Raw genomic sequence first — 26,472 nt, forward strand, 5'->3', positions numbered from 1 at the left:
GGCTGCGAACCTGGAGCATCGCCGTCAGGTATCGCACGGCGAGTGGCTCGAGATGGTTCGTACGGCCAACAGGGCTTTGATCCAGTGGTCTGTATAATCCGGCGCGAGCATCAAGCAAAGAGAAGCCCGCACTGCTATGCGGGCTAAACGTAGGGAAGCGGATGAGCCGTCACAATGCAGGGTCGGGCGTGAAAAAAGCGTGAAAGGCCGAACCTCAGCGCTGAGGGTTAGTCGGTGCTGATCTGTGCTCTTGCATACATGAAGATTGAACCGTGATCGGGAATCTTGCAGGTGATCACTCCAGGGGCGCCTGGCACCTTTTCATCATCGAGTGTGATGACGTTCGCAAGATGGAAATACTCTTCGTCTTGAAGATTTTTGGCTGAGGCGGCCGAGAAAACCAGCCGGCCGAGCACGGCGGTAAAAGCCTCGTAGCACTGATCTTCTTCGCTCAGGTTCATCTCGGCCAGCTTGCGCTCATGCATCGCAGCCATTTCCACAACCACAGGCTCGGCCGGCGTTGATATGGGTGACGCTTCGACCTTATCCATCGCATAGCTGATTTTCATCTTGCGCGGCCTAATGTGATAGCGCTGAAACTTGGGGTCTTTCAACGCATAGGCCAAGCCTTTCTCGGGATCCAGGTACAGGGTCACGTCATAGTTGTTCTGGACGCGTTTACCTATTAGGTCCGATCCGGCCTGCGCAACTTGAGGTCCGGCGGCACAAGCGACGGCGACGGCAGCAAGAAGAAACGTATGGATGTTGCGAAGCATGGCGACCTCCCTGTGACTTGAGCTGCCATCCTACCACTCTGGCCATCAGCCATCACGCATGCAAAGAAAAGCCCGCTGGGGAGGGCGGGCTAAGGGAGTCTCACAAGGAGCGCCGTAACTGTGCAGGGTAGGGCGTGAAAAAAGCGTGAAGGCATGAAAAAGCCCGCCAAGACGGTCAGGGCAGAAACAACAATCCTGATGCTGGGTTAAGCACAAGAATCAGTGGGCACCAGCTTGCAGATTGGTGAGCAACTCAACCTTGGACTCCTCTAACACATCGCGCTGACTCTGGAGTGTGTTGAGTAAATAATGATTCGACAAACGAAACTCTTCGACGATGGACTGCCACGTCTTCACATACTTTTTGATTAAACCAGCTCCAACCAGTCCGGGGTCGTTTCTGTCTGCTAGCTGCTCAAGTCTTTCTCCAATGTCGTAATCAACTGCCGAGATTTTACGGCCGAGCAGGATTATTTCGTATCTGGTTTGAATCCCCTGGTAGCTCGGATGCTTAGCCAATATTCCGGCGTAATCATCAATTTGTCGCAGGTGGTTTTTATTGAGCGCAATGCTGGGGCGCTTGATTTCAATGATCACACATTTGAAATAAGGCTGATTGTTTATTGAGTCATGCTGCATGCTGCGCCTAACCAGAAAAAGATCTGTTTGTCGATTTGCTCCGGCTACAGTTGCACCATCTTCAACATCATCTTCGGAGACGTGGTCGATTCCTTTTACTTTATCTCGTAAATTCTGAGCAATTTTAGTAAAGGTAGTCTCTTCTGCGCCAATGGTTTCGTATTGGCTTCCAAAGAGCCACGTGTTCGCCTCAATTACACCCTGTAGGTCAGGGGTTTCAAGAACGTCCTTGTAGTGGTGTAGCATGATTTCAGAAATTCTAGATATAGCGTCTTCACGGCGCTGAAGTTTTTCGATGGTGCTAACGATGTTGTTCAGTTTCGCTGTTCTAATTTGATCAGAGAAAACGCGCATAGAGGAGTCATCCAAATCGAGTACGCTTTCGAGAACCTCGAATATGGCATCATTCTCATTGGAGATGGCGAGCCTGTCCAATAATCTTATTACAAGTTTTCTCTGTTTTTTATTACTGTCTTTAAATACTTTTGGGTCGGATATTAGAATGACTCGAAGTATATTTTTGAGGTGGCCTAATCGCCATTCTGCATATCCTTTGCTTGCACCTTCAAAGCTGGGCAGCTCGCCATCTATCTCGAGTTGTTCTAGCTGCTCGTCGGCTTTGCTAACAAGAAATTTCTTATAGTGTTCTTGACCGAAGTCACTAATTTGCTTTTGCAGGGATTTCCATATCTTGGTCTGTGTCAATGTGTCAAACGACAGGTTTAGGCTATCATTATCGACTTCGGATGCGTCAAACCAAGCTGAGCGTGCTGCGAGAGTTGTGTGATAACCCGGTTTTTGGTTGAGGCTACTGAGGGCGTAGTCTACGACTTTGTCTTTGGAGGAGGTGTAGTAAATGTATGACTTTCCCGAAGTAGGCTTGTCTGCCCAATGAATCAGCTTTACCTCAAAAAGCTGACCATCAATGTTTAGTGAGATTGTTGCTGATCTATGATCTGGAGGTAGGATCTTTTCTCCATTCAAAGTTATGGTTTTGCTAGGGTTAATTGCTAAGTACCAGCCAAATTCAAGAGACAGGCATTTGACAATATTTTCGTGACTAAGGTATGGCTCAGAGAATCTAGTCAGCTCTACGCAAGTTCCCGAGACTAAATTTGAAAGTAATGCATGTTGGCTGCCTGACGGAATTGTGGAGGCTTCAACCTTGTCCAGTGCGGCGCTATGAACAGTAAGTTTTGCATCTATCCCGGAAGATTTTGTGTACCAATCAGCGCGGTTGCATATTTTATGAAAATATAGGCGCCCGATACCTTTTTCACCATGAACGTCATGTGATCTCTTTTTTTTAGAGTCACGGAAGTTAAAGAAGCTAGAGTCGCTACCGTCGACATCAATTCCGTGACCATCATCTAGAACAGTGATGGACTCAACACCGCCAAGATTGTTTGTATCAATGTTGACGGTCACATGTTTAGCTTTCGCATCGAACCCGTTCCAAATTAGCTCAGCCAGGGGCCTCCAAGGGGATACTGACTTGCTAAAGTGATTTCGTATGCCTCTGTCAGTGATTTTGGTTGTACCAGAAAACTCCCTTGGAACAAACCCTGTGGATCCATCCATTGTTATGCGCTCAGTAAAAACTTAATTATTTATTGATTTATGATGTATTCATTGAGGGCGGCATGCCAGTGCCGCCACAATATACACCATGCCCTATCCGCAGCCCCCATAGCTTGCGGGGTCACTTTTCATACACGAAATCCGCCCCACCTTCACCTCTTCCCCATACCCCGCCAAGCGATCCTCGCCAGCCTGCATCACTTGGCAGATTCTGATCACTGCCTGCGCGTCATGCTCGTTTCCGGCCTGGCTCAGTCGTTCGGCAATCCGCATCAGTTCGACCGCTGACCATTTGAGGTCTGAGGCTAGGCCCTGAAGATCGCGCCGTAGGTCTTGATTGGATTTGGTTAGGGTCATGGCTACACCAGATGGGCATTCCAAACCAGCAACACCCGGGCCTGGATATAGGTCTCATCAACCCGAATGTCTTCAGGTGGATGATTCGTGTTGTCAGAGATCATCTTGAAATAGTCGCGCCCTTTCTTCTGCAGGCGCTTGATGTACTGATGACCTTGGTGTGAGAAGTAATAGATCCCGTCGCCCACGAATTCACGGATGCTGATGTCAACGACCAGCGGGTCGCGGCTTTTGATGGTCGGCGCCATGGACTGACCGACACCTGTTATGAGCTTCAGATGGAAATGCTCCTTGAACTCGACCCCCATCTCTCGCAGGTGAGTAGGGCTGACGCGGATGTCCTGCAGCATTTCAGGGAAGTCGTGAGCTACTTCACCATCGCCCATCGCTCCGCGCACGTCGTAGTGAGCAATCCACACCTCATCGCCCACGAGGCCAGGGCGAACAAAGTCAGCCGCGACGACACGGCTGGCGCTCGGCTCTTCAGCCGCAGCAAGGAGGCGCTGACGGGCCTCTTCCGGAATGCCTTTGCCGCTCTTTGCGAGCATCTGCCTGACAAGATCAGTCGTGCTCCGGGCGGGCGCCGATACCTCGGTCACTGCCGCAGAGTTCAGGAGCAGCTCGGATTGGTCGACTCCAAGGGCGGCTGCCATAGCGGCAATATCCGCCAGCGTTGGCTCTCGCGTACCGGCTTCATAGTTTCCGACGCGTGACTGCGATTTCCAGCCGCAAGCATCTGCCAGCTGGGCCTGGGACATTCCCGTCGCTTTTCTCAAGCGCTTAATGCGCTGGCTCAGTGATTCATTCATGCGCGGGATTTCATCACGAAATGAAATACTCGGCTTTCACTTATTGTGATTGATATTAACACGATGCGTGTTTATCCTGAGTGCTAGTCATTGAGGAACCCCGAATGAACAACGTTCGCAAGATCCGGGTAGCGGCGGGGATAAGCCAAGCCCGTCTTTGCCGGGAGCTCAGCTGGAACCAGTCGCGCCTGGCCAATTACGAGGCGGGTCGACGGTGCGTCGGCTTGGATGCGGCTCGAAAGATTGTCGCTGCGCTGAACGGCTTAGGCGCCAAGTGCAGCCTTGACGATGCCTTTCCGCCAGCGGCTCGAAATCCCGAAGCCGCCTGATAGCTGAATCATCCCCTATCTGGCATTGGGCCAGTAGATATCTGAAGTAACTGTGAATCCGTCCAGTACAGGAATCGCAGACGAAAAAAAACCGCCTGGCAGGGCGGCTTTCTCTACAGCATTTCAACGGGTTTAAGCATGACAAACATCGTCCCACTTGACAAGTCCAGGGGGTTCACCCGTATGGACAACCAGCTCATGGATGGCCTGCTGGCTATCGATCTCCCTGCTCGGGAGATGAAGATTGTGCTGTACGTGGCCAAGGCCACCATCAACTTCGGCGCGGGCGCTCAACGCATCCCGGCTACCGACATCGCGAAAGCTATCCACGCTCACCCAGACACCGTGTCCAAGGCGGTTTCCAGCCTGCTGCGTCGTCGCGTCCTATTCCGTGAGGGTGGAGCCCGGGGTGACATCGGCGTGAATGATCCAAAAGACTGGATCTACGTTGATCCGAAACAGACCAAAACAGCCGACTCGGCTGAAGTGGTCCGAATCGGCTCGGAGTCGAAACAGACCAAAACCTCCGACTCCCTTCTTTATTCTAAGAAAGAAACCCCCTATGAAAATCTTCCTTCGGAAGATGTTTCATGCCCCCCCATAGGGGCTGTCGGGGGCGATCTCGATCCTGAGCCAAAACCTGACCGCAAGACGCCATTCGGCCTGACCCAACTGATGGCCGACAACCCGCATCAGATCCCGAGGCAGCTCCTGGTCGACTGGCTTGCTCTGCGCAAAGCCAAGCGCGCCGCTGTCAGCGAAACAGTATGGGCGACCGTGAACGACGAGTTGGGCAAGTGCGCTGAGGCTGGGATCACGGCGGTTACCGCTATCACCGAGGCCCTATCCGCCGGCTGGCAGGGATTCAAGGCCGACTGGGTGATCAACCGTGTGAACGACAACCGCCGCAAGGCTCCCCCTGCCAAATCTAACCACCACGGCTTCGCTGGCCGCGATTACACCGACGGCTTGATCCCTCGTGAGGATGGTTCCTATGCGTTCTGAGAAGGTTGTTCATTTGTCCAGCATGGCTACGCCGCAATCCACTTCGATGGCTATGTGCGAGGATCACGGCGAGTATCTGGCGACCGTTACCCATGTCCTTAGCCGCACATTTCGGTCGCCATGCCCAGAGTGCAAGCGGCTGCAAACGGAGAAGGAAACTGCGCTGGCGGTCGAGCGTGAGCGCCATGAGCTGGCCTGGAAGCTTGGTGACGCCTTGATCCCGAAGCGTTTCAAGGGCAAGACGTTCGCGGCCTACCAGGCCAACAACCCCGGTCAGATCAAGGCCAAGGCCCGCTGCCACCTGTACGCCGAAGAGTTTGAGCAGAACCTGGAGGCTGGGCGATGCATGATCCTGGTCGGCAATCCCGGCACTGGTAAGACTCACCTCGGCGTCTCCATTGCCCAGGCGGTCATGGCTTCAACCGGCCACACAGCGGTGTACCGCACCCTTGGTGGCATCCTGCAGTCCATCCGCGCGACTTTCGACGGAAGCTCCGGCCAATCCGAGGGCAGCATTCTCGATGGTCTGATCAAGCCAACGCTTCTTGTGCTGGACGAGGTTGGGGCGAGCAGAGAGACCCCCAGCGAATTCGAGCTGAGCCGCCTGTTTTCGATCATCAATGGCCGCTACGAGAAGATGCTGCCGACCATCGTGATCTCCAACTTGGGCGTTAAGGAACTGCCCGCGGCGATGGGTGAGCGCTCTGCCGATCGACTCCGCGAGGGTGGGGTGATCGTGTTGCCGTTCACTTGGGAGTCGCAGCGCGGCAAGGAGGATCTGTGAAGATGCGGCAGACCAAATTGACCAAGGCCGCCCGCGGCCGCGAGTGCCAGGTGCGAATTCCGGGCGTGTGCAACGGCAACCCAGAGACCACCGTCTTGGCGCACTACCGCCTGGCGGGCACCTGCGGCTTGGGTATCAAACCGAACGACCTGCAGGCCGCCTGGTCTTGCAGCGCCTGCCATGACGCTGTCGATTCGCGCAGGAAGACCACTTTCAGCCACGAAGAGCTGCGGTTGATGCACCTGGAAGGCGTGGTGCGAATGCTCGACATCCTCGTGAGCGAAGGGAAGGTGGCCGCATGATCAGCCCAGCCATGGTGTTCAGCGGCATTCCGATCTATGTCAGCGAGCACCTGCCCAAGACGAAGACCATTCGCTGGCAGACAGAACGGAAGTGGAGCCACTGGAAGAACGCTCCGGCCCTTCGTTACCGCCAGCGTGCGAAGGAAGTCGCTTGCGACACGATGATCATGCTGGGCGGCCGGGCGTTCGTCTCCCCTGAAGCCCTGGCGAAGATCCAATCCCAGCTTGGGAGGGCTGAACAGTGAAGCCGGCGATCATGAAGCCGGTGAGGGCCAAGAAGCCTCGGTCGAAGCCCGTAGACCGGGAAGGCCCAGAACAGGCCGCGCTGATGGAAGAAATCGCGCTGCGCTACCCGGACGTTTTCGAGTTGATCTACCACGTACCGAACGGCGGCCACCGGTACAAGAAGGTTGCTGAAAAGCTGAAAGACCAGGGCGTTAAGGCCGGTATACCTGATCTGGTCCTGCCGATGGCTCGGGGCGGCTACTTCGGCATGTACATCGAATTCAAGGCGACGGTTGACCCGGCGCCCGTCTCGCCCAGTCAACAGGCGTGTATCCGGCGCCTGAATGATCAGGGCTATCTCGCCATCGTGTGCCGAGGGCACTTCGACGCCATGGAGCAGCTGCGGGCCTACCTGCTTCTGCCAAAAACGGAGGTTGCAGCATGACCAATACCGCCGCTGTGAAAATCAGCGATGCAGAGATCCGCCGGCAGGCCGCCGGCCAGGTGCGTGACCTGCGCGCCTTGGGCAACCACGGCCTGTACTTCCGGTTCCACCGCTCCCGCGAGCGCGGGTCTTGGTACCTGATCCACAAGGGCAAGTGGAACTTGATCGGCTCATACCCGGATCTGAGCGCTGCCAAGGTGGCCGCTGCGCTTCCGGATATCCGCCTGCGCTTGGAGGCCGGGGAGGGTTCGAGCCTGTCGAGCTGGGTGCTGACTGGTGAGCTGCTGGCCTGGTTCGCGGAGCGCATGTCCCGTGACCGCAACCTCTCGGCCAAGCGCAAGAGCACGGCGGCGTCGGCGATCAAACAGCACCTGATGCCGCGCCTGGGCGAAACGCCGCTGGCTCAGATCGACAAGGCGCTGCTCGACCGAGAGTTGATGTGGCCGCTGCAGGAGTCGCTGTCGATCGACTACGTGCGCCTGGTGTATCAGCTCCTGGCTCTGGCTTTCCGCCAGGCCTTCAAGCTCGAAAAGATCAGTACCAACCCTATGGCAGGTATCCGCTTCGGGGACTTCTCCAAGGCCAAGGTCACAGTCAAACCATCCCGACTGCGGGGTGTGCACCTGGAGCAGCTGGTAGCGCGCCTGCTCAGCACGCTAGCCCAAAACCCGCAACATGGCGTGCTGGCGTTGATGATGCTGTTCCATGGAACGCGTCTGGCCGAGACCCGCATGGCTCGATGGAGCCATATCAGCCTGGCTGAGCGGGAGTGGTTCATTCCGGCCGAGCACACCAAAACCCGCGTCCAACATCGCCTGCCACTGACCGCCCCGGTATGCGCCGTGCTTATGGCCTATCGCGAGATTCAGCGCAGCGAGGATTATGACGGCCAGTTCCTGTTCCCGGGCAGGAAGGGCAAGCCGCTGGGAGAGGTTCAAGCGTGGACGGTGTTCGAAGCCATCAGTGAAGGCGAGTGGACCAGCCACGACCTGCGCAAGCTGGCTCGCACTTGCTGGGCTGACCTGGGCGTTGACCACCTGGTGGGCGAACTGCTGGTCAACCATGCCATGGGGCACAACGTGAAGGTGTACATCCAGTCCGACATGATGGCCCGCAAGCGCGAGGCGCTGGAGAAGTGGCATGCACACCTTGATCATAAAGGCTTCACCATGATTCGCGGCTTGACCCACTTTAGATCCGTGTATTCAGGTAACTCCGCCGAGGCCTTGCAGGGCGCGGGCTGCGCCGACATTTCGGAATCAACCATAAGCGAGGATTCGAAATGAGAAATCCGGCACGACAGCCCTACCTCCCAGGCATGGCAACCAAGGAGTTCATCGAGCAGATAAGCGCGGTCTTCATCTTCACTGTGAATTACTCGCCAGTCCTCGAGGTGCGGATGCGCAACGGTGACGTCTTCGAGGAGGCCGGCAGCTGGGATCACGTTTCAACCGTGCACAAGGATCTGCTCAGGTGCTCCAGCTTGGTGCTGATCCTTCCTCGTACACGGCTGGCAGTTAACCCGGCAGACATTGAGTCGCTGACTTTGGAGCTTGCCGGAGGCCTCCCGGTGCTCGTGGTGGCCATGGCTGCCGATGCCCGATACCGGGTACGGGCCGATTACGAGCCGGAAGGGGCAAAAGGCGTTTACCACTCCATGGGCGCACTGCTGGAGGCGCTGCAGTGAGAAATGACCGCGGGCCGTCGTTCAAGCGGCCCGGGTTCGCAGTATCAGGAAGGCAACCGGCCGGCGCCGGGGGCAGCAACTACACCGGGAATTAGGGGGAAGGACATGATCTACAGCAGCGCATCAGGTGCAGTGGTTGCCGCTTTGGCAGCGGGCGAGAAGGGATCAGCGAAGGCCCAGGCCTGGCAGAAGCTGTACAAAGCGGCAGAGGAAGAGGGTGGATGCTTGGCGTCGCTGGCCGTCGGTTCGGGAGGCTTCGACCAAGCCCAGATCGACTTTTGGGTGTCTGCGCGACTTCACCACATGCTCAAGCCGCAGCACTGGGATGCATTGGTGGCGAAGTACAGCACGAACAAGGCGAAAAAGGTCCAGGCCATCACCCTGGTGCGTCCTCGCATTGCCAGCCCCGCATCGCAGTTGTTCATCTACAAGGCGGTCACGGCCTGGGCGATCCCGAAGCTCAAAGGGGCTCGACGCAAGCCGCCGCGGTCCGTGTCGGTTGAGATTCCTTTGGATGCCTCCGCATGGCGTCGTGACGCAACCGTCAATGCTGCGGTTGCAGCAGGACAGGCTGAGAAGAAGCGCATCGAGGCGCTGCTAGAGGGTGTGATCATCCTGCCGGATAGCTTCTACGACATGAACACTTGGGACCTCGACGCCACGCCAGAGTCAACACGCCGCCGTTGGAGGGCTGAAATCAACGAGAAGCTCGACGGCCTGGTCGATGATGCCCTTGCTGACGTGAAGGTGATTCTGGAGGCTGAAGGGTTGCTGATGAAAGAGGCCGCATGATTGCCTGTTGACATCAGTGAGCGACTGAGCGAAATTATCCCCATCCTGTCATTCCTGCGCGTTGCTGAGGAGTGGCACACAAAGCCCGGCCATTGCGCTGGGCTTTTTCGTTTATGCAGATGAATGCCATGGCTGAATGGCAGATTACGGAGCTCGATCCCAATAGGCCCGCTGAAATAGTACGAGAGGGAGTCAGCCGGGTACGCACCGGCCATCTGCACCAACTACAAGGCTCGCCGATCTGGTGGGCCTTTTTCGTTTTCGGCTCCACCACGCCCATCGCTCCGAGCTGGGAGTGCTGTTGGGGCTGATCTATCTGAAGGCTCGCCATGGCGGCGGGCCTTTTTCGTTTCTGGAGCGGCCAGCGTGAACGTCATTCGAGAGTACTACCGGCGCCATGTGTATCTCTCGAACTTGATCGACGAGACGCATTACCTGCTTACCCGTATGGAGCCCCAAGAGGATTCGAAGGTCCGGCCCTCTCGGACCACCCACCTTCGCAAGCTGCTGCGGTACAAGCGCCGCGCCAAGGGCTGCACTAACCAACCCAAATGGAGCAACTGATGGATCCGACCGATCTCGGCCCAGGCACAGCCACCTGGCTGGGCGGTAGTGGCATCGTTGTAACGGGTGCACTGCTTTGGGTGCGCCGCTTCCTGTCCAAAGATGCAGCTGATCGCGCCATGGATACTGCCGACATCGGCACTGTGCGCAGACTGAATGAGCTGCTCGACTCCGAGCGCGAGGCGCGCAAGCTTGCCGAGGCCAGAGCTGATCAGTTCGCCAAGGAGCGAAATGACCTCGCCGCGACCGTCGGACGCCTGGAAGGCAAGATCGAGGCGCTGACCGGCCAGGTCGGCCAACTCACCAAGCAAGTCACCGCGCAAAGCGAAGAGATTGCTCGCTTGCGGGAAGCCCGGAGGTAAATCGTGATGGACACGTGCGCGCTGCAATTCATTGCCCGACGCTGGTGGCGAAGGGCTGAGGTCTGGTTCATCGCTGTGCTTCTGGTTGCTGGTGGAGCAGCACTGGGTTGGCAGTCCGCCTACTGGGCGATGACCACCATCCAGGCCAATCAGGTGAAGCAGATCCGGGATGCCTATGACGCAGCGATGGCTGAGCGCGACAAGCGCTTGGCCGAACTGACAATCAAGGCCGAGAGCGCCGCAACCAAGGCATCCAGGGCGGCAACCACTGCAACCCAGGCGGTAGACAAGGCTGACGAGGCTCTGAGCCGCACCCAATCGGAGGCTTGGCCATGATCCAGCTTACCGGCATCAACCGCAACGCGATTCACTTGGCCCCAGCTGCCATCGCTTCGGTTACTGAAGCGGGGTCCAGCAGCCAATGGCACGGCATCTGCGCAATCGTCCGTACGTTTGACGGCCAGGTGCTTGAGGTGCGTGATCGTGCTGATGACATTGTGCGGCAGATCAAGGAGGCGCGATGAAGAGCGCAGCTCAATCGAAGCTTAAGTACCTGTTGTCGTCCCGGCCCCTGATCGTGAAGCGCGATGGCCCATATCTGTGCCTTCATGACGCCTTCAGTGGTGAGGTTCTAGCAGGCCAGTCAAAGGTTCAGATCATTCAGGAGGCCGGAGAGGTTATTCGGATCCTCGTTGAGTTCAATTGCGACGGTTCCTATGTCCGTCTTGCAGATGAGTAGTGATTCACAAATCGAGAGGAGGGCGCCATGAGCCAACAAAATAACGACCACATTGTTAGCCGCGACTGGCGCGGCCGCGCAGTGGAGTTCAGCGAGGATGCTCGCCGAGCCATGCTGCTGCTGGAGCCACTGCTTAATTCCGGGGATCTTGTTCTTCGGCCGGACCGGTATATGGGCGGCCGGTTGATGTTCCATCCTTCTCGCAAAGCTGCGGAAGTTGATCATCCAGAAGTTGCGCCGGCCGAGTTAGTTTGCTCCGGTCTAAACCCCCTGGAGTCCGCAATTCGGGATGTGGTGGGCCTGCTAAACGACCAGGCGATATTCCTATCTGAGAGCAACTTTACCGACGCTCAGCGTACAGGCCATCGGTTTCTCAGTGAGAAACTAAATAGCCATTTGAATCAGCTGCTTAGCATCCAGCTTGACGCCGTTCGGCCAGGGTGATGGCTAAGGCGCCATACACTCCCTGCAAGCTATACATTGACGGCGCTGATGGCATAGCGGTTGGCGACTTCATCAGCACCGCAGCCGGGTCTGCATACTTGGTGCAGACGCTTCGAGTAAGCCGCGCCAAGCCTGAGCGCAAGCACATGCAGTGCCTGCGCTGGCCTATTGCTGAGGTGCCGCCTGATGCGCGGCGCTACCAGCTGACTTGGTACAAGAGATGAGGAGCACCGGTCATGGACAAGGTGTATGTCACGATCGTCTACCGCCATAGCTGGTGGTTGAAGTACTACATGGCCGGCGTTCTCGTCGTGTCCCGTATCACCGGCCGTGAGCCGGACATGGGTCGCGTCTCTCGATGGATAGAGCGCGGCATTAAGGTCGAGTTGCGCTGATGGGAAGGCTCAAGACTTTGGGGGCGCGCATCAAGGAGAGCGCAAGTTCGCGGGTCAAGGTGGTCACGCCTGGTAGCTGGCGTAGCGGCATGACCAGCTCCCAGCGTGGCTACGACTACCGATGGCAGAAGGCGCGAGAGCATTACCTCAATGAGCACCCGCTCTGCGTGTTTTGCGAGCGGGACGGCCGAACTTCTGCCGCAAAGGTGGTTGACCACATCGTGGCGCACCGCGGTGACATGGTTCTCTTCTGGGATCAGACCAACTGGCAGAGCCTCTGCAAGCTCTGCCACGACTCTGTCAAGCAGTCTGAGGAAGCGGCTGGAATCTTATAGCGCTATAAAAATCTTATTTTTATAAGAAAAATTGGATGAAGAGGGCTGTAGAAATCCGCATTTCGTCCCGGATTGGTGCGACCGGCCCTCGAAAGGGCCGCTGAAGCGTCCGAGTCGCCACTAATGAGACGAATTCTCATCAAAAAGGGGTAGGGGGGTCAAAAGCTAAGGATTCTCATCTAGCTAGACCGCCTCCGACCCCACGTACACATTTTTTCCCGTTTCAGGAAAAGTTAACTATGGCTTTAACCGACAAGAAGCGGCGGTTTGTTGACGCTTTGCTGTCGGGTGCCACAAATCGCGAGGCGGCGATCGCCGCAGGATATTCGGAGAAGACCGCGTCGCAAGCGGGCTCCAAGCTTGCGAAGGACCCCGATGTCCTTGCCGAAGTCGGGCGCCGCTTGAAGCAAAAGCAGGCCTCCAGTTCTGAGGTTAAACCCTCTCGAAAAGTTAAAGCCGAACAACCTCAGGAGCAGCACGCCGATGAGCTGTCGTTAACCGAGACCGACGACCCGCGAGCCTTTCTCACTGAGCTGATGAACGCAGAAGGCGCCGACATGCGCATGCGGCTGGAAGCGGCCAAGACGTTAATGCCTTATGTGCACGGCAAGGTCGCCGACCAGGGCAAGAAAGAGCAGAAGGCCGAGGCCGCCAAGCAGGTCGGTAAAGGCAAGTACTCCCAGGGCAAGCCGCCTCTCTCCGTAGTGAAGAACTGACCTATGCAATGGACAACAGCCTGCCCGGATTGGTGGAGGTGCCTTGCTGCGGGCGAATCAATCATCCCCGAGCCGCTGTTTCCAGACGAGGCTGAAGCCGGCCTTGATGTGTTCAAGGGGCTGAAGATCGTCGATGCCCCGGGCAGCCCCACCATTGAGGCTGCCTGCGCACCCTGGGTCTTGGCGTTCGCCGGGGCCATCTTCGGCAGCTACAACAGCGAGACTGGCGAGCGTCTGATCCGCGAAGTGATGCTCTGCATCCCGAAGAAAAACAGTAAATCTACGATCGCTGCAGGGATCATGCTGACCGCACTGATCCGCAACTGGCGTCTTTCGGCTGAGTTCATCATCCTGGCGCCGACCAAGGAGATTGCCGACAACTCGTTCATCCCGGCCAAAGACATGGTCAACAATGACGACGAGCTGAAAGCGTTGCTGCATGTTCAGCCGCACCTGCGGTTGATCACCCATCGCGAGACCGGTGCCACCTTGAAGGTGGTGGCTGCGGATAGCGATGTGGTGGGCGGCAAGAAAGCCGTCGGTGTCCTCATCGACGAAGCTTGGCTATTCGGCAAAAACCCGAAAGCCGCTGACATGATCCGCGAGGCCACTGGCGGTCTGCTGTCGCGACCCGAAGGCTTCATCATCTGGCTGACGACCCAGTCGAATGAGCCGCCGGCGGGTGTGTTCCGCTCCAAGCTCAACTATGCACGCGGCGTGCGTGATGGCCGGATCGACGACAACCGCTTCCTGCCGATCATCTATGAGTTCTCTCAAGAGATGATCAAGAGCGGCGAGGCGCGGAAGCCTGAGAACTTCCACGTGGTCAATCCGAACATCGACTACTCCGTTGACCGGCCTACGCTTGAGCGGCTGTTTATGCAGGCTGAGCTGGACGGTGAGGCTGAATTACGTGGGTTCCTGGCCAAGCACCTCAACATCGAGATCGGCCTGGCGCTGATGTCCGACGCGTGGGTCGGGGCGGAATTTTGGGAGGCGCAGGCTGCAGCGTGGCTCAGCCTCGAAGAAATCCTCACGCGATGCGAGGTCATTGATGTTGGCGGTGACGGCGGCGGGCTTGATGACTTGCTCGGTCTTGCCGTGATGGGCCGGGAGGCGGGAACTCGCAAGTGGTTCCACTGGGCTCACGCCTGGGCCCACCCTTCGGTTCTGGAGCGCCGCAAGTCAGAAGCACCACGCTTGAGGGACCTAGAAAAGGCTGGCGACATCACCATTGTGGAACGCATCGGTGATGACGTTGAGCAATTTGCGGCCATCGTAGCTCGCGTCAATGGCACCGGACTACTCGACAAAGTTGGCCTCGACCCGGCCGGCATCGGCGCAGTGCTCGACGCGCTTGCGGATGCCGGCGTCGAGGAAGACAAGATCGTGGGCATCTCTCAAGGCTGGAAACTCACCGGCGCAATCAAAACGACGGAACGCAAGCTTGCCGAGGGTTCGCTGCTCCATTGTGGTCAGCCGCTCATGGCCTGGTCCTGCGGAAATGCCAAGGGAGTGCCTTCGGCTAACGCCTTCTTGATAACCAAGCAAGCATCGGGCACCGCAAAGATTGACCCGCTGATGGCTACATTCAACGCCGTTTCGCTGCTGAGCCTTAATCCAGAGGGCAGGGGCGGGATGGACAATTTCATGGCAGGCATTCGGGATCCACTGATCGCATGAACGCATTTCATATTTTCATCGCCTGCGCAGTAGTCGCTTTTTGCTTGGCATGCGGCGGGGTCTGGATGCTGGCTGGTACCGGCTGGGCCTTGCTGGCTGGATCGCTGAGCTTCTTCTGCATCGCCGGCTTCATCCGCAGAGGGCTTGTCAGTGATTAAAACCCTATCCCAGGCATTGGGGGCTGCTGCCACCAAGCCTTCAGCCAGTATGAGTGAATGGCTGGGCAAGACCATCAAGCTGTCGGATGGAGGTTTCTGGAGTGCTTTCAACGGAGCCCAGTCCAGTAGTGGTAAGTCAGTCAGCGTCGATAAGGCCATGCGATTGTCCACCGTGTGGGCATGCGTTCGGATTATCTCGACTTCGGTAGCTGGCTTGCCGTTGAGCATCTACCGGCGGATGCCCGATGGTAGTCGAGAGAGCGCCCGCGATTTCCCGCTGTACGACGTTGTGCACAACAGCCCCAACGAAGACATGGCTGCCTTCCATTTCTGGCAGGCAGTCGTCGCCTCGATGCTGTTGTGGGGCAACGCCTACTGCGAGATCCATCGCTCTGCTGGGCGCGTCATCGCCTTGGACTTCCTGATGCCGTCGAGAGTCGACCTTGAGTTCGATGACGATGGACGGCTCAGGTATTTCTTCAGGCCCCGAAAGGGAGCCCGTCGAGAGATCCAGCGGCAGGACATGCTGCACATCCCAGCCTTCACCCTGGACGGCCGAGTCGGCCTTTCTGCTATTCGGTACGGTGCAGATGTTTTCGGTTCTGCGATGTCTGCTGACGACGCCGCCAACAGCACCTTCCGGAACGGCATGATGCCGACGGTCGCATTTTCGGTAGACAAGACGCTGAATCCAGCCCAGCGCGTCGAGTTTCGTGAGTACGTGAAGACGATCTCCGGGGCGTTGAATGCTGGCAAGAGTCCCGTGCTCGAGCAAGGTGTGAAGCCGGAAATGATCGGCATCAACCCTGCTGATGCGCAGTTGCTGGAGTCGAGAGGACACAGCATCGAGGAAATCTGCCGCTGGTTCGGCGTCCCACCCTGGATGGTGATGAAGACCGACAAGGGCAGCAACTGGGGCACGGGCCTGGAACAGCAGCAGATCGCGTTTCTCACCTACTGCATCATGTCCTTCACGGCGCCTATCGAGCAGTGCGTAAACAAGTGGTGCATGACGGCTGTTGACCGGATCAAGTTCTACGCAGAGTACTCACTTGAAGCGTTCCTGCGTGCGGACAGCGCTGGTCGCGCGGCCTATCTCAGCACGATGGGGCAGAACGGCTACATGACCCGAAACGAGGGCCGGCGGAAAGAAAACCTTCCGAGCATGCCGGGTGGCGATCTACTGACCGTGCAATCCAACCTGGTGCCACTTGACCAGCTGGGCAAGCAAAACGATAGCCAGGCCGCAAGGGCCGCATTGATGAACTGGCTCCAACAGCCGGAAAAGTAAATCACGGGAGCAATCCATGAAGCACAAGATCCAGTCTCGCGGCCTGCGCAGCGAGATGAGCCCGCGCGCGCTCGAAAAATGGAATCCCGCGATCCAGGCGGCCGTCGAGAACACCTCGGACACCATCACTGTTTACGGAGTGATCGGCGAAGACTGGTATGGCGAAGGCGTCACACTGAAGCGAATCGATGCCGCTCTGCGGGCCATCGGCGAGCGAGATGTCACCGTCTACATCAACTCGCCAGGCGGCGACATGTTCGAAGGCATCGCCATTTACAACCGTCTGCAAGAGCACAGCCATGAGGTCACCACCAAGGTGCTCGGCATGGCCGCCAGCGCTGCTTCGATTGTCTTTCTGGCTGGCAAGAAGCGTGAGGTGGCCAGCAGCGCCTTCCTCATGATCCACAACTGCTGGACCTGGCTCGCTGGCAATCGCAATTACCTGCGTGATATCGCCGACGACATGCAGGAGTTCGACGCCGCGATGGCCGACCTCTATGCCGAGACCAGTGGGCAGTCGGCAGAGGACATGGCTGAGCTGATGGACGACGAGACCTACATCCGTGGCAAGCGCGCCGTGGAGCTGGGCCTGGCCACCGGGCTGTTGTCGTCGACAGAGGTCACCGAGCGCGAAACCGAAGACGCCGCCCAGGCCAATGCACTCAAGGCCATGGATGTAGCCCTGGCCAAGGGCGGCATGCCTCGTTCCGAGCGCCGTGAACTATTCGCCAGTTTCAAGTCCGGCATGCCTCGCGCTGCCGGCGGGGGTACGCATAACGCTGCCCTGCCCGATAAGCCTCGCGCTGTCGCGCCAGACCTCTCCGCCTCTCTGAGCGCGGCAACCAACCTCCTCAATTCTCTGAAAGGAAAGTGACCATGGACTTTGAAGCCCAAGTCAAGGAACTCAACGCCAGCCTCAAGGGTATTGGCGATCAGATCAAAAGCCAGGCCGAGGCGACCGAGAAGCAGATCAAGGCCTCCGGCGAAATGAATACCGAAACCCGCGCCAAGGTTGATGAACTGCTGACCAAGCAGGGCGAGCTTCAGGCGCGATTGGGCGAGGCCGAGCAAAAGCTCGTGAACGCAAGCCGGGATCGCAACCATCAGGAGGAGCCGCAGAAATCTGTAGGCGCCCTCGTGATCGAAAGCGAAGAAATGAAGGACATGAACTCATCCTTCCGCGGCTCTCGTCGTGTCTCCGTGCCGCGTGCAGCCATCACCACCGCAACCGGCGGTGACCTGGTGCAGACTCAGCGCCTGCCGGGGATTATTGCCCCAGCTCAACGCCGACTGACCGTTCGCGACCTGGTCGCGCCGGGTACCACCGAATCGAACTCGATCGAGTACGTCCGTGAGACAGGCTTCACCAACAACGCCCGCACCGTGGCGGAGACCACTGCCAAGCCATACTCCGATCTCACTTTCGGCCTGACCACTGCGAATGTGCGAACCATCGCCCATTTGTTCAAAGCCAGCCGCCAGATGCTGGACGATGCCAAGGCCCTGCAGAGCTACATCGACGGTCGTGCACGCTACGGCCTGAATATGGCTGAAGAGGCTCAGCTGCTTTACGGCAACGGTACCGGTGTGAACCTGCAGGGCCTCATGACCGTTGCTCAACTGTACGCCGCCCCGGCTGGCGTTGCAGTAGTGGGCGAGCAGCGCATTGACCGCCTGCGCCTGGCACTGCTGCAGGCCGAACTGGCCGAGTTTCCATCGGACGGCATCGTGCTCAACCCGATCGACTGGGCGGCCATTGAGCTGACCAAGGACGGGGAAGGCCGCTACATCATCGGTCAACCGCAAGAAGGCACCAACGCGAAGCTGTGGAATCGTCCGGTGGTTTCCACCCAGGCCATGACCCAGAACGACTTCCTGGTTGGTGCCTTCAAGCTCGGCGCTCAGATCTTCGACCGCATGGAAATCGAAGTGTTGATCTCGACCGAGAACAGTGATGACTTCGAGAAAAACATGGCAACGATTCGTGCTGAAGAGCGCCTGGCCTTTGCCATCTATCGCGACGAAGCGTTCGTTACTGGCCCGCTGGTCACTCCTTAAACCTTCCGCAACGTGGCGCCAGAAATGGCGCCCCAATGGAGTAATCCAATGGCACGTAAACAGGAAACACCAGCATCCACGGCTGATGTGAAGGATCCGGCCTCTACCGTTGACTCCAGCGGCGGCTCTTCTGAAACAGCCGGCTCGCCTCTTTCGCCTGGCGCCGCGCCCCTTCCAGCGAGCGTTGACCCTGGCGGGTCGGGCGATTCGGGGGCTCCTGCAACTGCTCCAGGGTCAGCGGAAAGCTCGGGAGTGGTTTCGGCAGAAGGACAGGCAGTTGCCGGCACTGGCTCGGATGTCGTCACGGGCGATCAGGGTGCTAGCTCCGGCATCGCCGCTACTGACGCTGCGTTATCCGAAGACGCCAGTCAGGCCGCTTCAACCTTGGCTGATAGCAGCACCAGCGCTGATCAGTTGGCACAAGAGGGCCAGGCCAACCCTAACCCTGCGACTCTTCAGATTTATCCGCTGCGCTCTTACATGGATGAAGGCGAGCTTCGTCGTCGTGGCGGGCCTGCTTATACGGTCCCGCGCCGGCATGCGGATGAACTGGTGCAGCGGAATCTGGCATCGCTCGAACCGCTGAAGGAGTGAGGGTATGTCGGTCATCAGCTTGACCATTGCCCGGCATCATCTCCGAGATCCCGACGATGATGACGAATACCTGGAGCTCCTGATCGAGGCGGCAGAAGGGCAGGCTATGGACTATCTGAACCGTCGCTTCTACGCAGATCAGCAAGCGCTGGACGAAGCTGTCGCTGCCGACGATGCCGGCGAGTCCCCCATGGTCTGCAATAAGCAGATCAAGGCTGCCTGCTTGCTGATTCTCGGCCAGCTATACGCCAACCGCGAGGACGTTGTGATTGGGACCATCGCCACCGAACTGCCGCAAGGTTCGAAGGCGCTCCTGACGCCGCATCGTATCGGGTGGGGCATATGAGGGCTGGGCCGCTGCGTCATCGGCTGCAGGTGGCTCATCGACACGAGGAGAGGAATAAATCCGGGGGCGCCACAGTGACGTGGCTGCCAGCTGCTCGCCCTGAAATGTGGGGTGAGATTCGTACCCCAAGCGGTCGGGTCATTGCGGTTGCTGAAAAGCTGAGTGCTGTTGTAACCGCCGAAATCATCGGCAGGCCGCGCCCAGATATCGTCGCAGGATCGCGCCTGACACGCCGGGGGATCACCTACCAGGTTGAGGCCGTTTTGCCGGACAACGAAAACTCCTTGATGAGGCTTCTCTGCTCATCGGTACCTAACCCATGAGGTGAATGATGAAAATTCGAGCACTAGGCCCGCTGACGGGCGCATCTGGTGAGCGTGAGAAGGGCGAAGAGTTCGAGGTCGACAAGGCCTATGGCGAAGGCCTGATTGCCCGGGGGTACGCCGAAGCGGTCACCGACAAGGCCGCGAAGCCCGCAAAGGCTGATCCGGCCAAGGAGTAGGGTATGGCGCGCCGGTCGAGCCTTCGCGGTGACATCCGGCTACGCCGGACGCTGCGCAACATCCACAAGACGATGGACAACGAGTTGCAGCCTGCCATGGCCAAAGCAGCCGCGCGGGTACTCGAAACCCAGCGACAGCTGATCCCCAAGGATACCGGCGCTGCTGCAGCCGCCCTGCGTGTCTACGTCACCCCCAGCGGGCTGGATGCTCAGGTGGGCATACGGGGCAAGCGAGACAATCGCCGATTCTTTTACCTGCGGTTCCTTGAGTACGGCACCAAGGGCTATTCCGGCAGCATGTACCAGCGAGCTGACCGGAGCGCGATCGGCGGCGTGCACACCAACAACCGCGACAAGTCGCAACTGAAAGGGCGGCGCAACTCGATACGCCAGCGCGACACGAAGAACAAGTCCGATGGGCAGCACTTCTTCGGCAAGTACCCGGACATACCAGCGAGGCCGGCGCACCCATGGTTGCGGCCGTCTTTGGATGTAAACCGCGAGTTTGTGATGGCCGATTTGCAGGAAGCAGTCCGCCGAACGCTGCGTAAAGCAAGCCAGGGGGTAGGCAATGGCTGATCCATCTGTGGCACTGCAGGAGGCCATCTTCGCCAGGCTTCAGGCCGAGGTCAGCTGCCCGATATACGACGGCGCGCCCTTGAATGCTGAAATGCCCTACGTATCCATCGACCGGGAGGTATCGGTCAACAGCAGCCCAATCGCTGGCCGCAAGCGCGAAACGCGCCTGTTGTACCTGTCCGTCTGGTCCGATGCCGTGGGTCAGGCCGAGGTTAAGCGCATCAACGGCGAAGTCATCGCCGCTTTGGACGAGCGTCGCCTCCCATTGGAGGTGGGTCGCGCGGTATCCATCCGGGTCGAGCAGGTCGACGCTCAGCGCGACGCCGACGGCATTACTTACCAGGGCTCGATCACCGTCCGCGTGATCACTACCCACTGAACTACCCATCTGCCGCGCCGCGGCTTTTATCCAATGTGCCTTTGGAGGAACCCTCATGGCCGACGACAACCTCAACACAGCCGCGGGCTGCCGCCTTGCCATCGGCGGAAAGACCGGTGCCGATAGCGAAACCAAGTACAAGGCCGACACGTACGTACAGGTGGGCGAGATCGAAGACCTGGGCGAATTTGGCGACACCTTCAGTGCCGTAAACTTCACTTCCCTGAGCGATGGCCGCGTGCGCAAGTACAAGGGCACCGCCGACGCGGGGAACATGACCATGACCGTGGGTCTGGACAGTGGCGATGCTGGTCAAAAAGCCGTGTCGGCGGCGCACAAGGACCGCTCCAAGGGCAACTACAACGTCAAGGTCACGCTCAACGACGGTGACCCAGATGCAAGCCCTGTCATCCTGCCCACCACCTTCTACTTCGGGGTGAAGGTGATGAACAACACCGTGGCTCCAGGTGCGGCCGATAACGTGGTGCGTCGCAATATGACGTTCGCGATCAACACCGACATCATTGAAATCCCTGCCGGCCCGGCAGTCCCTTGACCGAAGGGGCTGAGCCCCTTCCTTCGTTGCGAGAACCCCAATGAGCGAAGCCTTGCATGGCACCGTCACGCTGGTGATCGGTGCGCGCAGTTACACCCTCAAGCCTACGTTGGATGCGGCCCTGCGCATTGAGGCCCGCTTTGGCGGGTTGCGCGCAGCCCTGGAGTCCATGCGCCTGATGAGCATTGCTGCTTGCGCAGACATCGTCATCGCCGGCGCCGACCTAAAGCCCGATCAGCACCCGGCCATCGCCGGTGAAGTATTCCACTCCGGTGTAGCCAAAGTGTCCGGTCAGCTGACCGAGTTCATCACTGTCCTACTCAACCCTGTGCCGCCGAGCGTTGCCGCCCGGGGAAAGGACGAGGCGGCCAGCACAGCGCAGTGAAGAACGGCAGCTACGTCGATTACCTATTCGGCGTAGCCACCGGCTGGCTTGGCTGGCCGCCTGACACCGCGTGGCAGACCCCCATCCCGCAGATCATGCTTGCGCTCGATGCCCACCTCGACTGGACAGGGCGCGGGCAGGCTGACCAAGGAAAAGCCCAAGCTGCGCCCCAGAAGCGGGAGAGCGTCGCCGAAAAGCTCAAAAACTTCCTGCGGGGGAGGCCTAAACAGTAGATAGCGTGCCGCCTCCGGGCGGTTTTTTTGTGCTTGGAGATTTGCATGGCCGACCAACAAGTCCAGGGGATGCTGGTCCAGATCGAGGCCACAACGGCTCAGCTGCGCCGGGAGCTGGCCAGTGCTGACCAGGTGGTGGCCCGCACCACTGATTCGATCGACCGCAATCTGGCCCAAGTCGACTCCGCGTTTGATAGCGCAGGTGGCGCGGCCCAGCAGGCTGGCGTGCTCATCCGCGGCGCCTTTGCCGCCGTGGCCGGTGCTGGCATCATCGGCAGCATCATCAAGCAGGTCGACGCCTACGGGCAGATGTCGGATCGGATGAAGGCTGCCGCCGGCAGTGCTGGCGAATACCAGATGGTGCAGGAACACCTGCTGCGCACGGCCCAGGAAACCTACCGCCCCCTGGCCGAGGCCCAAGAGCTGTACATTCGCACTGCCGATGTCATGCGCAGCCTGGGCTTCAACACCCAGCAGACGCTCGACATCACCGACAGCTTCAGCTTCCTGCTGGTGACCAACGCCGCCGCCGCCGACAAGGCAGGCTCAGCGCTGGATGCTTACTCGAAAGCGCTGCAAACCGGCAAAGTCGAGGCCGACGGCTGGGTGTCCATTCAGGAGGCCATGCCGACGATCGTCACGGCTATCGCCAACGCCACCGGCAAGAGCGCTGAAGAGATCCGCAAGCTGGGGGTGCAGGGCAAGCTATCGCTTGACGACATCAATACCGGGCTGCTGCGCACCGTTGAGGCCAACCGTAAGGCTGCGGCTGATATGTCCACTAGCGTACAGGACGCCTTGGTGAACATCGGCAACGCCGTGCAGACCTTCCTCGGAGGGATGGAAGAGCAGACCGGCGCCGTAGCAGGCCTGTCGAATGTGCTGATTGCGCTGGCCGACAACGTCGACCTGGTGGCCGTGGCCATGGGGGGAGCTGGCGTCGCCGCGTTGACCAACTACGTCGCTAAGTCTGGATTGGCCGTAAAAGCGGCGCTGGCCGACCGCGCCGCGCGTATCGCTCAGGCCGAAGCGGTGTTGCAGGCTGCCTTAGCCGATCAGCGCAAAGCCGAAACCGCTACCATCCTGGCAGCTCGCGAAGCAGTGGCGGCGCGTGGCACTGCTGTACAGACCCAAATGTCCATCCAACTGGCGCAGGCGCGGCAGCGCGAAGCAGCTGCTACCACCGCGGTAGCAACTGCCCAGGCCGGCCTTCGGACAGTCAGTGCAGGCCTGCTCAGCGTTCTGGGCGGCCCGATGGGGCTTGCCCTGTTGGCCGGCACGGCGGCTGCCAGCTTCCTGCTACTGAGCAACAACGTCGATCAGGCAGGCGTTAGCCTGGAGGATCTGGGCAAGCCGGTCGCCCAGCTTCGGGAGGAATTCGCAAAGCTCAACAAGGACCAGCGCGAAGCATCGCTGGTCAAGTGGCAGCAGGAACAGATCTCCTCGGCGGACAAGGTCAAGGATGCGTATGGCGACCTGGCCCAGTCCATCCGCTCTGCCGTGGTCACTGCGCCGGCGCGTGACTCCGGTGGTCAGTACAACCGGCAGTTGGCTGAGTACCAAGGCCTGGTTGATCGGCTCAACGAAGCGCGCACGGCGGGCCAAGGGCTTTCGCCGATCCTGCAAGAGGTCGGCAACCGTCTTCAGCTGCCGTCCAGCACGGTGCAGCAGTGGATTACCCAGGCCGGTGCGGTCAGCGACGCCGACCAACGCTCGAACCTGATCGCCGAAACGCTGCGGGTGCTCACCGGCCTCACCCAAGAAAACACCTCGGCCACCCAGGCGAACAACGCCGCGAAGGTTGGCATGAGCTCGGCGGGGCAGACCTACCTGGAGACGCTGCAGAAGCAGCTAGCCGGCCTCCAGGACAACGGCGATGCGACGAAAATCGCCAACCGCTACATCGCGGAAAACGCTGACCTCACCGAAACAGATCGCCAGGCGATTCTTTCGGCGGCCAGCGCGATCGAGTCGCAGAAGAAGGCCAACAAGGATGCTACTGAGGGCAGCAAGGGCCGCACGAAGGCGCTGAAGGATGAGATCAAGGCCCTCGACGCGATCATCGACCGCGCGTTGCCGGAGAAAAAGCGGCTGGAGGATCTGGCGGAGGGTGTGCAGGGGCTGCGCAAGGCGCAAGCTGCGGGCAAGATCACCGCCGCCGAGATGGAACTTGGCATCAAGAATCTGAACACGGCCTACGCCGACCCGGTTTTGCAGAAGCGTGCCGAGGAGGAGAAGAAGCTTGCAGAGATCCGCCGCAACAGCGCTGAGGCCTATCGCAAGGCTATGGAAGTGGTGCTGCAGACCCGGCAAGACGCCATCGACGCAGACGTGTCCGGCGTCGGCATGGGCGACGACCAGCGCGAGGAGGCCGATCGGCTGAACGCGGTCCGGCAAAAGTATGCCGAGTCACGCCGCCAGTTGGAGGAACAGCAGGAGGATGTCTCGCGTCGGCTCAGCCAGGACGCCTATCAGCAGCGGCTGGCCGACCTCGCCGACTACCAGGCACGGGAACTGCAAATGGAGGTCGACGGCTTCGAGGCCCGCCTTGAAGCTCAGCGCGACTATCGCAACGGCGCCAAACGCGCCTGGGCGAACATCCAGTCGGACGCCGCGAACGTGGCGGGGGCAACCGACGACATGCTTACCACCGGCTTCAACTCGGCTCGCGATGCTGTGGCCGAGTTCGCCATGACGGGTAAGGCCAACTTCAAGAGCTTCGCCGTAAGTGTGATCTCTGACATGGCCAGGATTGCAAGCCAGCAGGCAGCTAGCTCGCTGCTAAGTGGGTTGGTCGGGCTGGGCGTATCTGCGGTGGGGAGCTACTTCGGCGGTGGTGGGGGTAACGGCATGGCTCCCGGGTCTGCAGGCGCCGTCTCGTCGAATCTTGGTGCGTCACAAGCTGGCTATGGCAGTGCGTATTTTCCGCAGGCATTGGGCGGCGCTTGGTCTGGCGGTGTGCAGCTTTTCGCCAAGGGCGCAGGGTTCGCTACCAATTCCGTCCTGAACACCCCGACGATGTTCGGCATGGGCAACGGTGGACTTGGCGTCGCTGGTGAAGATGGGCCCGAGGCAATCATGCCACTGGCGCGGGGTCCCGATGGGTCTCTTGGTGTGCAGATGGTCGGCGGCGCCAGCGGTGGTTCGACAGTGCTTCAACTCAGTATTCCGGTTGCCGTGACTTTGGAAGATCGGAGCGGGGATGGCATGGAGTTGGACAGCGCCGCGCTGCAGCAGAACATGGAACGGCAAATGAGAGGAGTAGCGGAACGGGCTATTTCTGATTCCTGGCGAGCCGGGGGTTTGAGCCATCGAAACAGTAATGGGAGGCACTGATGGCGATCGAAACTTTCACCTGGACACCTGACGATGAGGCCGGTGGCGACAGCACCCTCCGGACCCGGAAGTCGCAGTTTGGCGACAACTATGCACAGGTGTCCACCGATGGCCTGAACGCCGAATCAGATAGCTGGTCGCTGTCGTTCGGCGGCTTGGCTGACGAGATCGCGCCCATCCTGGCTTTCATCCGTCGCCATCGCGGTGCCAAGTCATTCTTATGGACCAATCCCGAAGGCGTGCTCGGTTTGTACCGGTGCGAATCCTTCCGTCAGCAGCGTAAGCCGGGCGCCGTGATCCTGCTCACCGCAACCTTTGGAAGGGCGTATCACCCATGAGCTTGATCACACAGCTGCAGAAGCTTGAACCGGGCGCTGAGATCCTGCTGTTCGAGCTGGATGGCTCGGATTTTGGCGCCGATATGTTGCGGTTCCATGGGCATGCAATACCGCACAGCGCACAGGAACTGGCCGCCGCTGGCGCGAACGCCGACCAGCTGCCGGCCAAGTCGATCTGGTGGCAGGGCAACGAATATGGTGCCTGGCCCATGCAGATCGACGGCATCGAGGCGAACTCGGACGGCACCGCCGTTCGGCCCACGCTGACTGTTGGTAACGTCAACGGCAGGATCACTGCCCTGTGTCTCGCATACGAAGACCTGCTCGAGTTCAAGCTGACGATTCGCCATACCTTGGGTGAGTATTTGGATGCAGCGAATTTCCCGGCCGGCAACCCGACTGCGGACCCGGCCGAGGAAGCCATCGAAGTCTGGTATATCGACCAGAAGGTTTTGGAGAGCGGCACCACTGTTGGTTGGGAGCTGGCCAGTCCTGGCGATGTCGGTGGGGAAACGATTGGCCGGCAGATGACCCAGTTGTGCCACTGGGCAATGACCGCCGGCTACCGTGGCCCGAACTGCGGCTACACCGGTCCCTACTTCGACCTTGACGGCAATCCCACCGACGACCCGGTCAAGGACCAGTGCAATGGCTGCCTCGACACGGGGTGCACCGTTCGCCACGGGCAGGGCAACCAACTGCCGTTTGGCGGCTTCCCGGCTGTATCCTTGATCGCACGGAGTTGATC

39 protein-coding genes are annotated in these 26,472 nt (G+C 59.1%); 35 read left to right on the forward strand and 4 right to left on the reverse strand.

The features are described 5' to 3' along the window. Window positions 1-227: 227 nt before the first annotated feature. From J3A71_RS11185 to J3A71_RS11195, 4 genes are all read right to left on the reverse strand, one after another. The gene (locus J3A71_RS11185; protein ID WP_102667662.1) at window positions 228-776 is read right to left on the reverse strand and encodes a hypothetical protein; all 549 of its coding nucleotides are present in this window, start codon (window positions 774-776) and stop codon (window positions 228-230) included. Window positions 777-995: 219 nt separating this feature from the next. Continuing rightward, window positions 996-2,996: an ATP-binding protein gene (locus J3A71_RS11190; RefSeq protein WP_096426492.1), complete on the reverse strand. Its 2,001-nt coding sequence runs from the start codon at window positions 2,994-2,996 to the stop codon at window positions 996-998. A gap of 93 nt (window positions 2,997-3,089) precedes the next feature. Further along, window positions 3,090-3,353: a hypothetical protein gene (locus tag J3A71_RS31365; RefSeq protein WP_096426491.1), complete on the reverse strand. Its 264-nt coding sequence runs from the start codon at window positions 3,351-3,353 to the stop codon at window positions 3,090-3,092. 2 nt (window positions 3,354-3,355) lie between these two features. Further along, window positions 3,356-4,162, reverse strand: coding sequence for a S24 family peptidase (locus J3A71_RS11195; protein ID WP_096426490.1), 807 nt, complete (start codon window positions 4,160-4,162; stop codon window positions 3,356-3,358). Between the two features lie 104 nt (window positions 4,163-4,266). Here J3A71_RS11195 and J3A71_RS11200 point away from each other — a divergent pair, with 104 nt between their 5' ends. The 35 genes from J3A71_RS11200 to J3A71_RS11365 all read left to right on the forward strand — a co-directional run bounded on the left by J3A71_RS11200 (window position 4,267) and on the right by J3A71_RS11365 (window position 26,470). After that, window positions 4,267-4,491 carry a helix-turn-helix transcriptional regulator gene (locus tag J3A71_RS11200; protein ID WP_096426489.1) on the forward strand — a complete coding sequence of 75 codons (225 nt, stop codon included), beginning with the start codon at window positions 4,267-4,269 and terminating at the stop codon, window positions 4,489-4,491. Window positions 4,492-4,629: 138 nt separating this feature from the next. Beyond that, window positions 4,630-5,496 carry a replication protein gene (locus J3A71_RS11205; protein ID WP_096426488.1) on the forward strand — a complete coding sequence of 289 codons (867 nt, stop codon included), beginning with the start codon at window positions 4,630-4,632 and terminating at the stop codon, window positions 5,494-5,496. Further along, entirely contained in the window at window positions 5,486-6,280 is a 795-nt protein-coding gene (locus J3A71_RS11210; RefSeq protein ID WP_096426487.1) for an ATP-binding protein, read from the forward strand. The genes J3A71_RS11205 and J3A71_RS11210 overlap by 11 nt, the downstream gene beginning before the upstream one ends. Window positions 6,281-6,282: 2 nt before the next feature. Next, window positions 6,283-6,582 (forward strand): DUF1364 domain-containing protein, encoded by a 300-nt coding sequence (locus J3A71_RS11215; RefSeq protein ID WP_096426486.1) that lies wholly within the window; start codon window positions 6,283-6,285, stop codon window positions 6,580-6,582. Beyond that, window positions 6,579-6,827 carry a hypothetical protein gene (locus J3A71_RS11220; protein ID WP_096426485.1) on the forward strand — a complete coding sequence of 83 codons (249 nt, stop codon included), beginning with the start codon at window positions 6,579-6,581 and terminating at the stop codon, window positions 6,825-6,827. The genes J3A71_RS11215 and J3A71_RS11220 overlap by 4 nt, the downstream gene beginning before the upstream one ends. Continuing rightward, window positions 6,824-7,252 (forward strand): VRR-NUC domain-containing protein, encoded by a 429-nt coding sequence (locus tag J3A71_RS11225; RefSeq protein WP_096426484.1) that lies wholly within the window; start codon window positions 6,824-6,826, stop codon window positions 7,250-7,252. The genes J3A71_RS11220 and J3A71_RS11225 overlap by 4 nt, the downstream gene beginning before the upstream one ends. Next, window positions 7,249-8,538, forward strand: coding sequence for a site-specific integrase (locus J3A71_RS11230; RefSeq protein WP_096426483.1), 1,290 nt, complete (start codon window positions 7,249-7,251; stop codon window positions 8,536-8,538). Before J3A71_RS11225 ends, J3A71_RS11230 begins: the two co-directional genes overlap by 4 nt. Then, complete coding sequence (locus tag J3A71_RS11235) at window positions 8,535-8,939, forward strand: hypothetical protein (RefSeq protein WP_157754417.1); 405 nt, start codon at window positions 8,535-8,537, stop codon at window positions 8,937-8,939. Before J3A71_RS11230 ends, J3A71_RS11235 begins: the two co-directional genes overlap by 4 nt. Before the next feature lie 105 nt (window positions 8,940-9,044). Continuing rightward, window positions 9,045-9,731 carry a hypothetical protein gene (locus J3A71_RS11240; RefSeq protein WP_096426481.1) on the forward strand — a complete coding sequence of 229 codons (687 nt, stop codon included), beginning with the start codon at window positions 9,045-9,047 and terminating at the stop codon, window positions 9,729-9,731. Between the two features lie 366 nt (window positions 9,732-10,097). After that, on the forward strand, window positions 10,098-10,295 hold the full coding sequence (locus J3A71_RS11245; protein ID WP_096426480.1) for a hypothetical protein: 198 nt from the start codon (window positions 10,098-10,100) through the stop codon (window positions 10,293-10,295). Continuing rightward, window positions 10,295-10,657, forward strand: a complete 363-nt coding sequence (locus tag J3A71_RS11250) for a hypothetical protein (protein WP_054912146.1) — start codon at window positions 10,295-10,297, stop codon at window positions 10,655-10,657. The genes J3A71_RS11245 and J3A71_RS11250 overlap by 1 nt, the downstream gene beginning before the upstream one ends. Before the next feature lie 6 nt (window positions 10,658-10,663). Then, the gene (locus J3A71_RS11255; protein ID WP_096426479.1) at window positions 10,664-10,993 is read left to right on the forward strand and encodes a hypothetical protein; all 330 of its coding nucleotides are present in this window, start codon (window positions 10,664-10,666) and stop codon (window positions 10,991-10,993) included. Next, on the forward strand, window positions 10,990-11,181 hold the full coding sequence (locus J3A71_RS11260; RefSeq protein ID WP_096426478.1) for a hypothetical protein: 192 nt from the start codon (window positions 10,990-10,992) through the stop codon (window positions 11,179-11,181). Before J3A71_RS11255 ends, J3A71_RS11260 begins: the two co-directional genes overlap by 4 nt. Then, on the forward strand, window positions 11,178-11,396 hold the full coding sequence (locus tag J3A71_RS11265) for a hypothetical protein (protein WP_096426477.1): 219 nt from the start codon (window positions 11,178-11,180) through the stop codon (window positions 11,394-11,396). Before J3A71_RS11260 ends, J3A71_RS11265 begins: the two co-directional genes overlap by 4 nt. A gap of 27 nt (window positions 11,397-11,423) precedes the next feature. Then, the gene (locus tag J3A71_RS11270; protein ID WP_096426476.1) at window positions 11,424-11,840 is read left to right on the forward strand and encodes a hypothetical protein; all 417 of its coding nucleotides are present in this window, start codon (window positions 11,424-11,426) and stop codon (window positions 11,838-11,840) included. After that, a complete protein-coding gene (locus J3A71_RS31370) occupies window positions 11,840-12,064 on the forward strand; it encodes a hypothetical protein (protein WP_096426475.1) in 225 nt (74 codons plus the stop codon). The genes J3A71_RS11270 and J3A71_RS31370 overlap by 1 nt, the downstream gene beginning before the upstream one ends. A 12-nt stretch (window positions 12,065-12,076) precedes the next feature. Then, window positions 12,077-12,235, forward strand: coding sequence for a hypothetical protein (locus J3A71_RS11275; protein WP_172901748.1), 159 nt, complete (start codon window positions 12,077-12,079; stop codon window positions 12,233-12,235). Then, on the forward strand, window positions 12,235-12,570 hold the full coding sequence (locus J3A71_RS11280; protein ID WP_096426474.1) for an HNH endonuclease signature motif containing protein: 336 nt from the start codon (window positions 12,235-12,237) through the stop codon (window positions 12,568-12,570). The genes J3A71_RS11275 and J3A71_RS11280 overlap by 1 nt, the downstream gene beginning before the upstream one ends. A gap of 239 nt (window positions 12,571-12,809) precedes the next feature. After that, window positions 12,810-13,286 (forward strand): terminase small subunit, encoded by a 477-nt coding sequence (locus J3A71_RS11285; RefSeq protein ID WP_027609640.1) that lies wholly within the window; start codon window positions 12,810-12,812, stop codon window positions 13,284-13,286. Window positions 13,287-13,289: 3 nt separating this feature from the next. Next, window positions 13,290-14,969, forward strand: a complete 1,680-nt coding sequence (locus J3A71_RS11290; RefSeq protein ID WP_209952851.1) for a terminase large subunit — start codon at window positions 13,290-13,292, stop codon at window positions 14,967-14,969. 150 nt (window positions 14,970-15,119) lie between these two features. Next, window positions 15,120-16,418, forward strand: coding sequence for a phage portal protein (locus J3A71_RS11295; protein WP_096426471.1), 1,299 nt, complete (start codon window positions 15,120-15,122; stop codon window positions 16,416-16,418). A gap of 16 nt (window positions 16,419-16,434) precedes the next feature. Next, the gene (locus tag J3A71_RS11300; protein WP_096426470.1) at window positions 16,435-17,292 is read left to right on the forward strand and encodes a head maturation protease, ClpP-related; all 858 of its coding nucleotides are present in this window, start codon (window positions 16,435-16,437) and stop codon (window positions 17,290-17,292) included. Between the two features lie 2 nt (window positions 17,293-17,294). Next, entirely contained in the window at window positions 17,295-18,476 is a 1,182-nt protein-coding gene (locus J3A71_RS11305; RefSeq protein ID WP_016485706.1) for a phage major capsid protein, read from the forward strand. 48 nt (window positions 18,477-18,524) lie between these two features. Continuing rightward, entirely contained in the window at window positions 18,525-19,070 is a 546-nt protein-coding gene (locus J3A71_RS11310) for a hypothetical protein (protein ID WP_157754415.1), read from the forward strand. Window positions 19,071-19,074: 4 nt separating this feature from the next. Continuing rightward, on the forward strand, window positions 19,075-19,416 hold the full coding sequence (locus J3A71_RS11315) for a head-tail connector protein (RefSeq protein ID WP_096426469.1): 342 nt from the start codon (window positions 19,075-19,077) through the stop codon (window positions 19,414-19,416). Further along, complete coding sequence (locus J3A71_RS11320; protein WP_080574875.1) at window positions 19,413-19,739, forward strand: head-tail adaptor protein; 327 nt, start codon at window positions 19,413-19,415, stop codon at window positions 19,737-19,739. Before J3A71_RS11315 ends, J3A71_RS11320 begins: the two co-directional genes overlap by 4 nt. Window positions 19,740-19,747: 8 nt before the next feature. Further along, window positions 19,748-19,918, forward strand: coding sequence for a hypothetical protein (locus J3A71_RS11325; protein WP_020190149.1), 171 nt, complete (start codon window positions 19,748-19,750; stop codon window positions 19,916-19,918). 3 nt (window positions 19,919-19,921) lie between these two features. Continuing rightward, a complete protein-coding gene (locus tag J3A71_RS11330; RefSeq protein WP_086975827.1) occupies window positions 19,922-20,497 on the forward strand; it encodes an HK97-gp10 family putative phage morphogenesis protein in 576 nt (191 codons plus the stop codon). Then, on the forward strand, window positions 20,490-20,876 hold the full coding sequence (locus J3A71_RS11335) for a DUF3168 domain-containing protein (RefSeq protein ID WP_086975829.1): 387 nt from the start codon (window positions 20,490-20,492) through the stop codon (window positions 20,874-20,876). Before J3A71_RS11330 ends, J3A71_RS11335 begins: the two co-directional genes overlap by 8 nt. A 55-nt stretch (window positions 20,877-20,931) precedes the next feature. Continuing rightward, entirely contained in the window at window positions 20,932-21,432 is a 501-nt protein-coding gene (locus tag J3A71_RS11340; RefSeq protein ID WP_096426468.1) for a hypothetical protein, read from the forward strand. 40 nt (window positions 21,433-21,472) lie between these two features. Next, entirely contained in the window at window positions 21,473-21,817 is a 345-nt protein-coding gene (locus J3A71_RS11345) for a hypothetical protein (protein ID WP_020190152.1), read from the forward strand. Further along, window positions 21,814-22,050 carry a hypothetical protein gene (locus J3A71_RS11350; protein WP_070086811.1) on the forward strand — a complete coding sequence of 79 codons (237 nt, stop codon included), beginning with the start codon at window positions 21,814-21,816 and terminating at the stop codon, window positions 22,048-22,050. The genes J3A71_RS11345 and J3A71_RS11350 overlap by 4 nt, the downstream gene beginning before the upstream one ends. Before the next feature lie 45 nt (window positions 22,051-22,095). Next, the gene (locus J3A71_RS11355) at window positions 22,096-25,386 is read left to right on the forward strand and encodes a phage tail tape measure protein (protein WP_096426467.1); all 3,291 of its coding nucleotides are present in this window, start codon (window positions 22,096-22,098) and stop codon (window positions 25,384-25,386) included. Then, complete coding sequence (locus J3A71_RS11360) at window positions 25,386-25,724, forward strand: phage tail protein (RefSeq protein ID WP_096426466.1); 339 nt, start codon at window positions 25,386-25,388, stop codon at window positions 25,722-25,724. The genes J3A71_RS11355 and J3A71_RS11360 overlap by 1 nt, the downstream gene beginning before the upstream one ends. After that, the gene (locus J3A71_RS11365; protein WP_096426465.1) at window positions 25,721-26,470 is read left to right on the forward strand and encodes a phage minor tail protein L; all 750 of its coding nucleotides are present in this window, start codon (window positions 25,721-25,723) and stop codon (window positions 26,468-26,470) included. The genes J3A71_RS11360 and J3A71_RS11365 overlap by 4 nt, the downstream gene beginning before the upstream one ends. The last annotated feature ends 2 nt before the right edge of the window (window positions 26,471-26,472 follow it).

Source organism: Pseudomonas sp. PvP089, from assembly GCF_017875165.1.
Classification (GTDB): domain Bacteria; phylum Pseudomonadota; class Gammaproteobacteria; order Pseudomonadales; family Pseudomonadaceae; genus Aquipseudomonas; species Aquipseudomonas fortuita.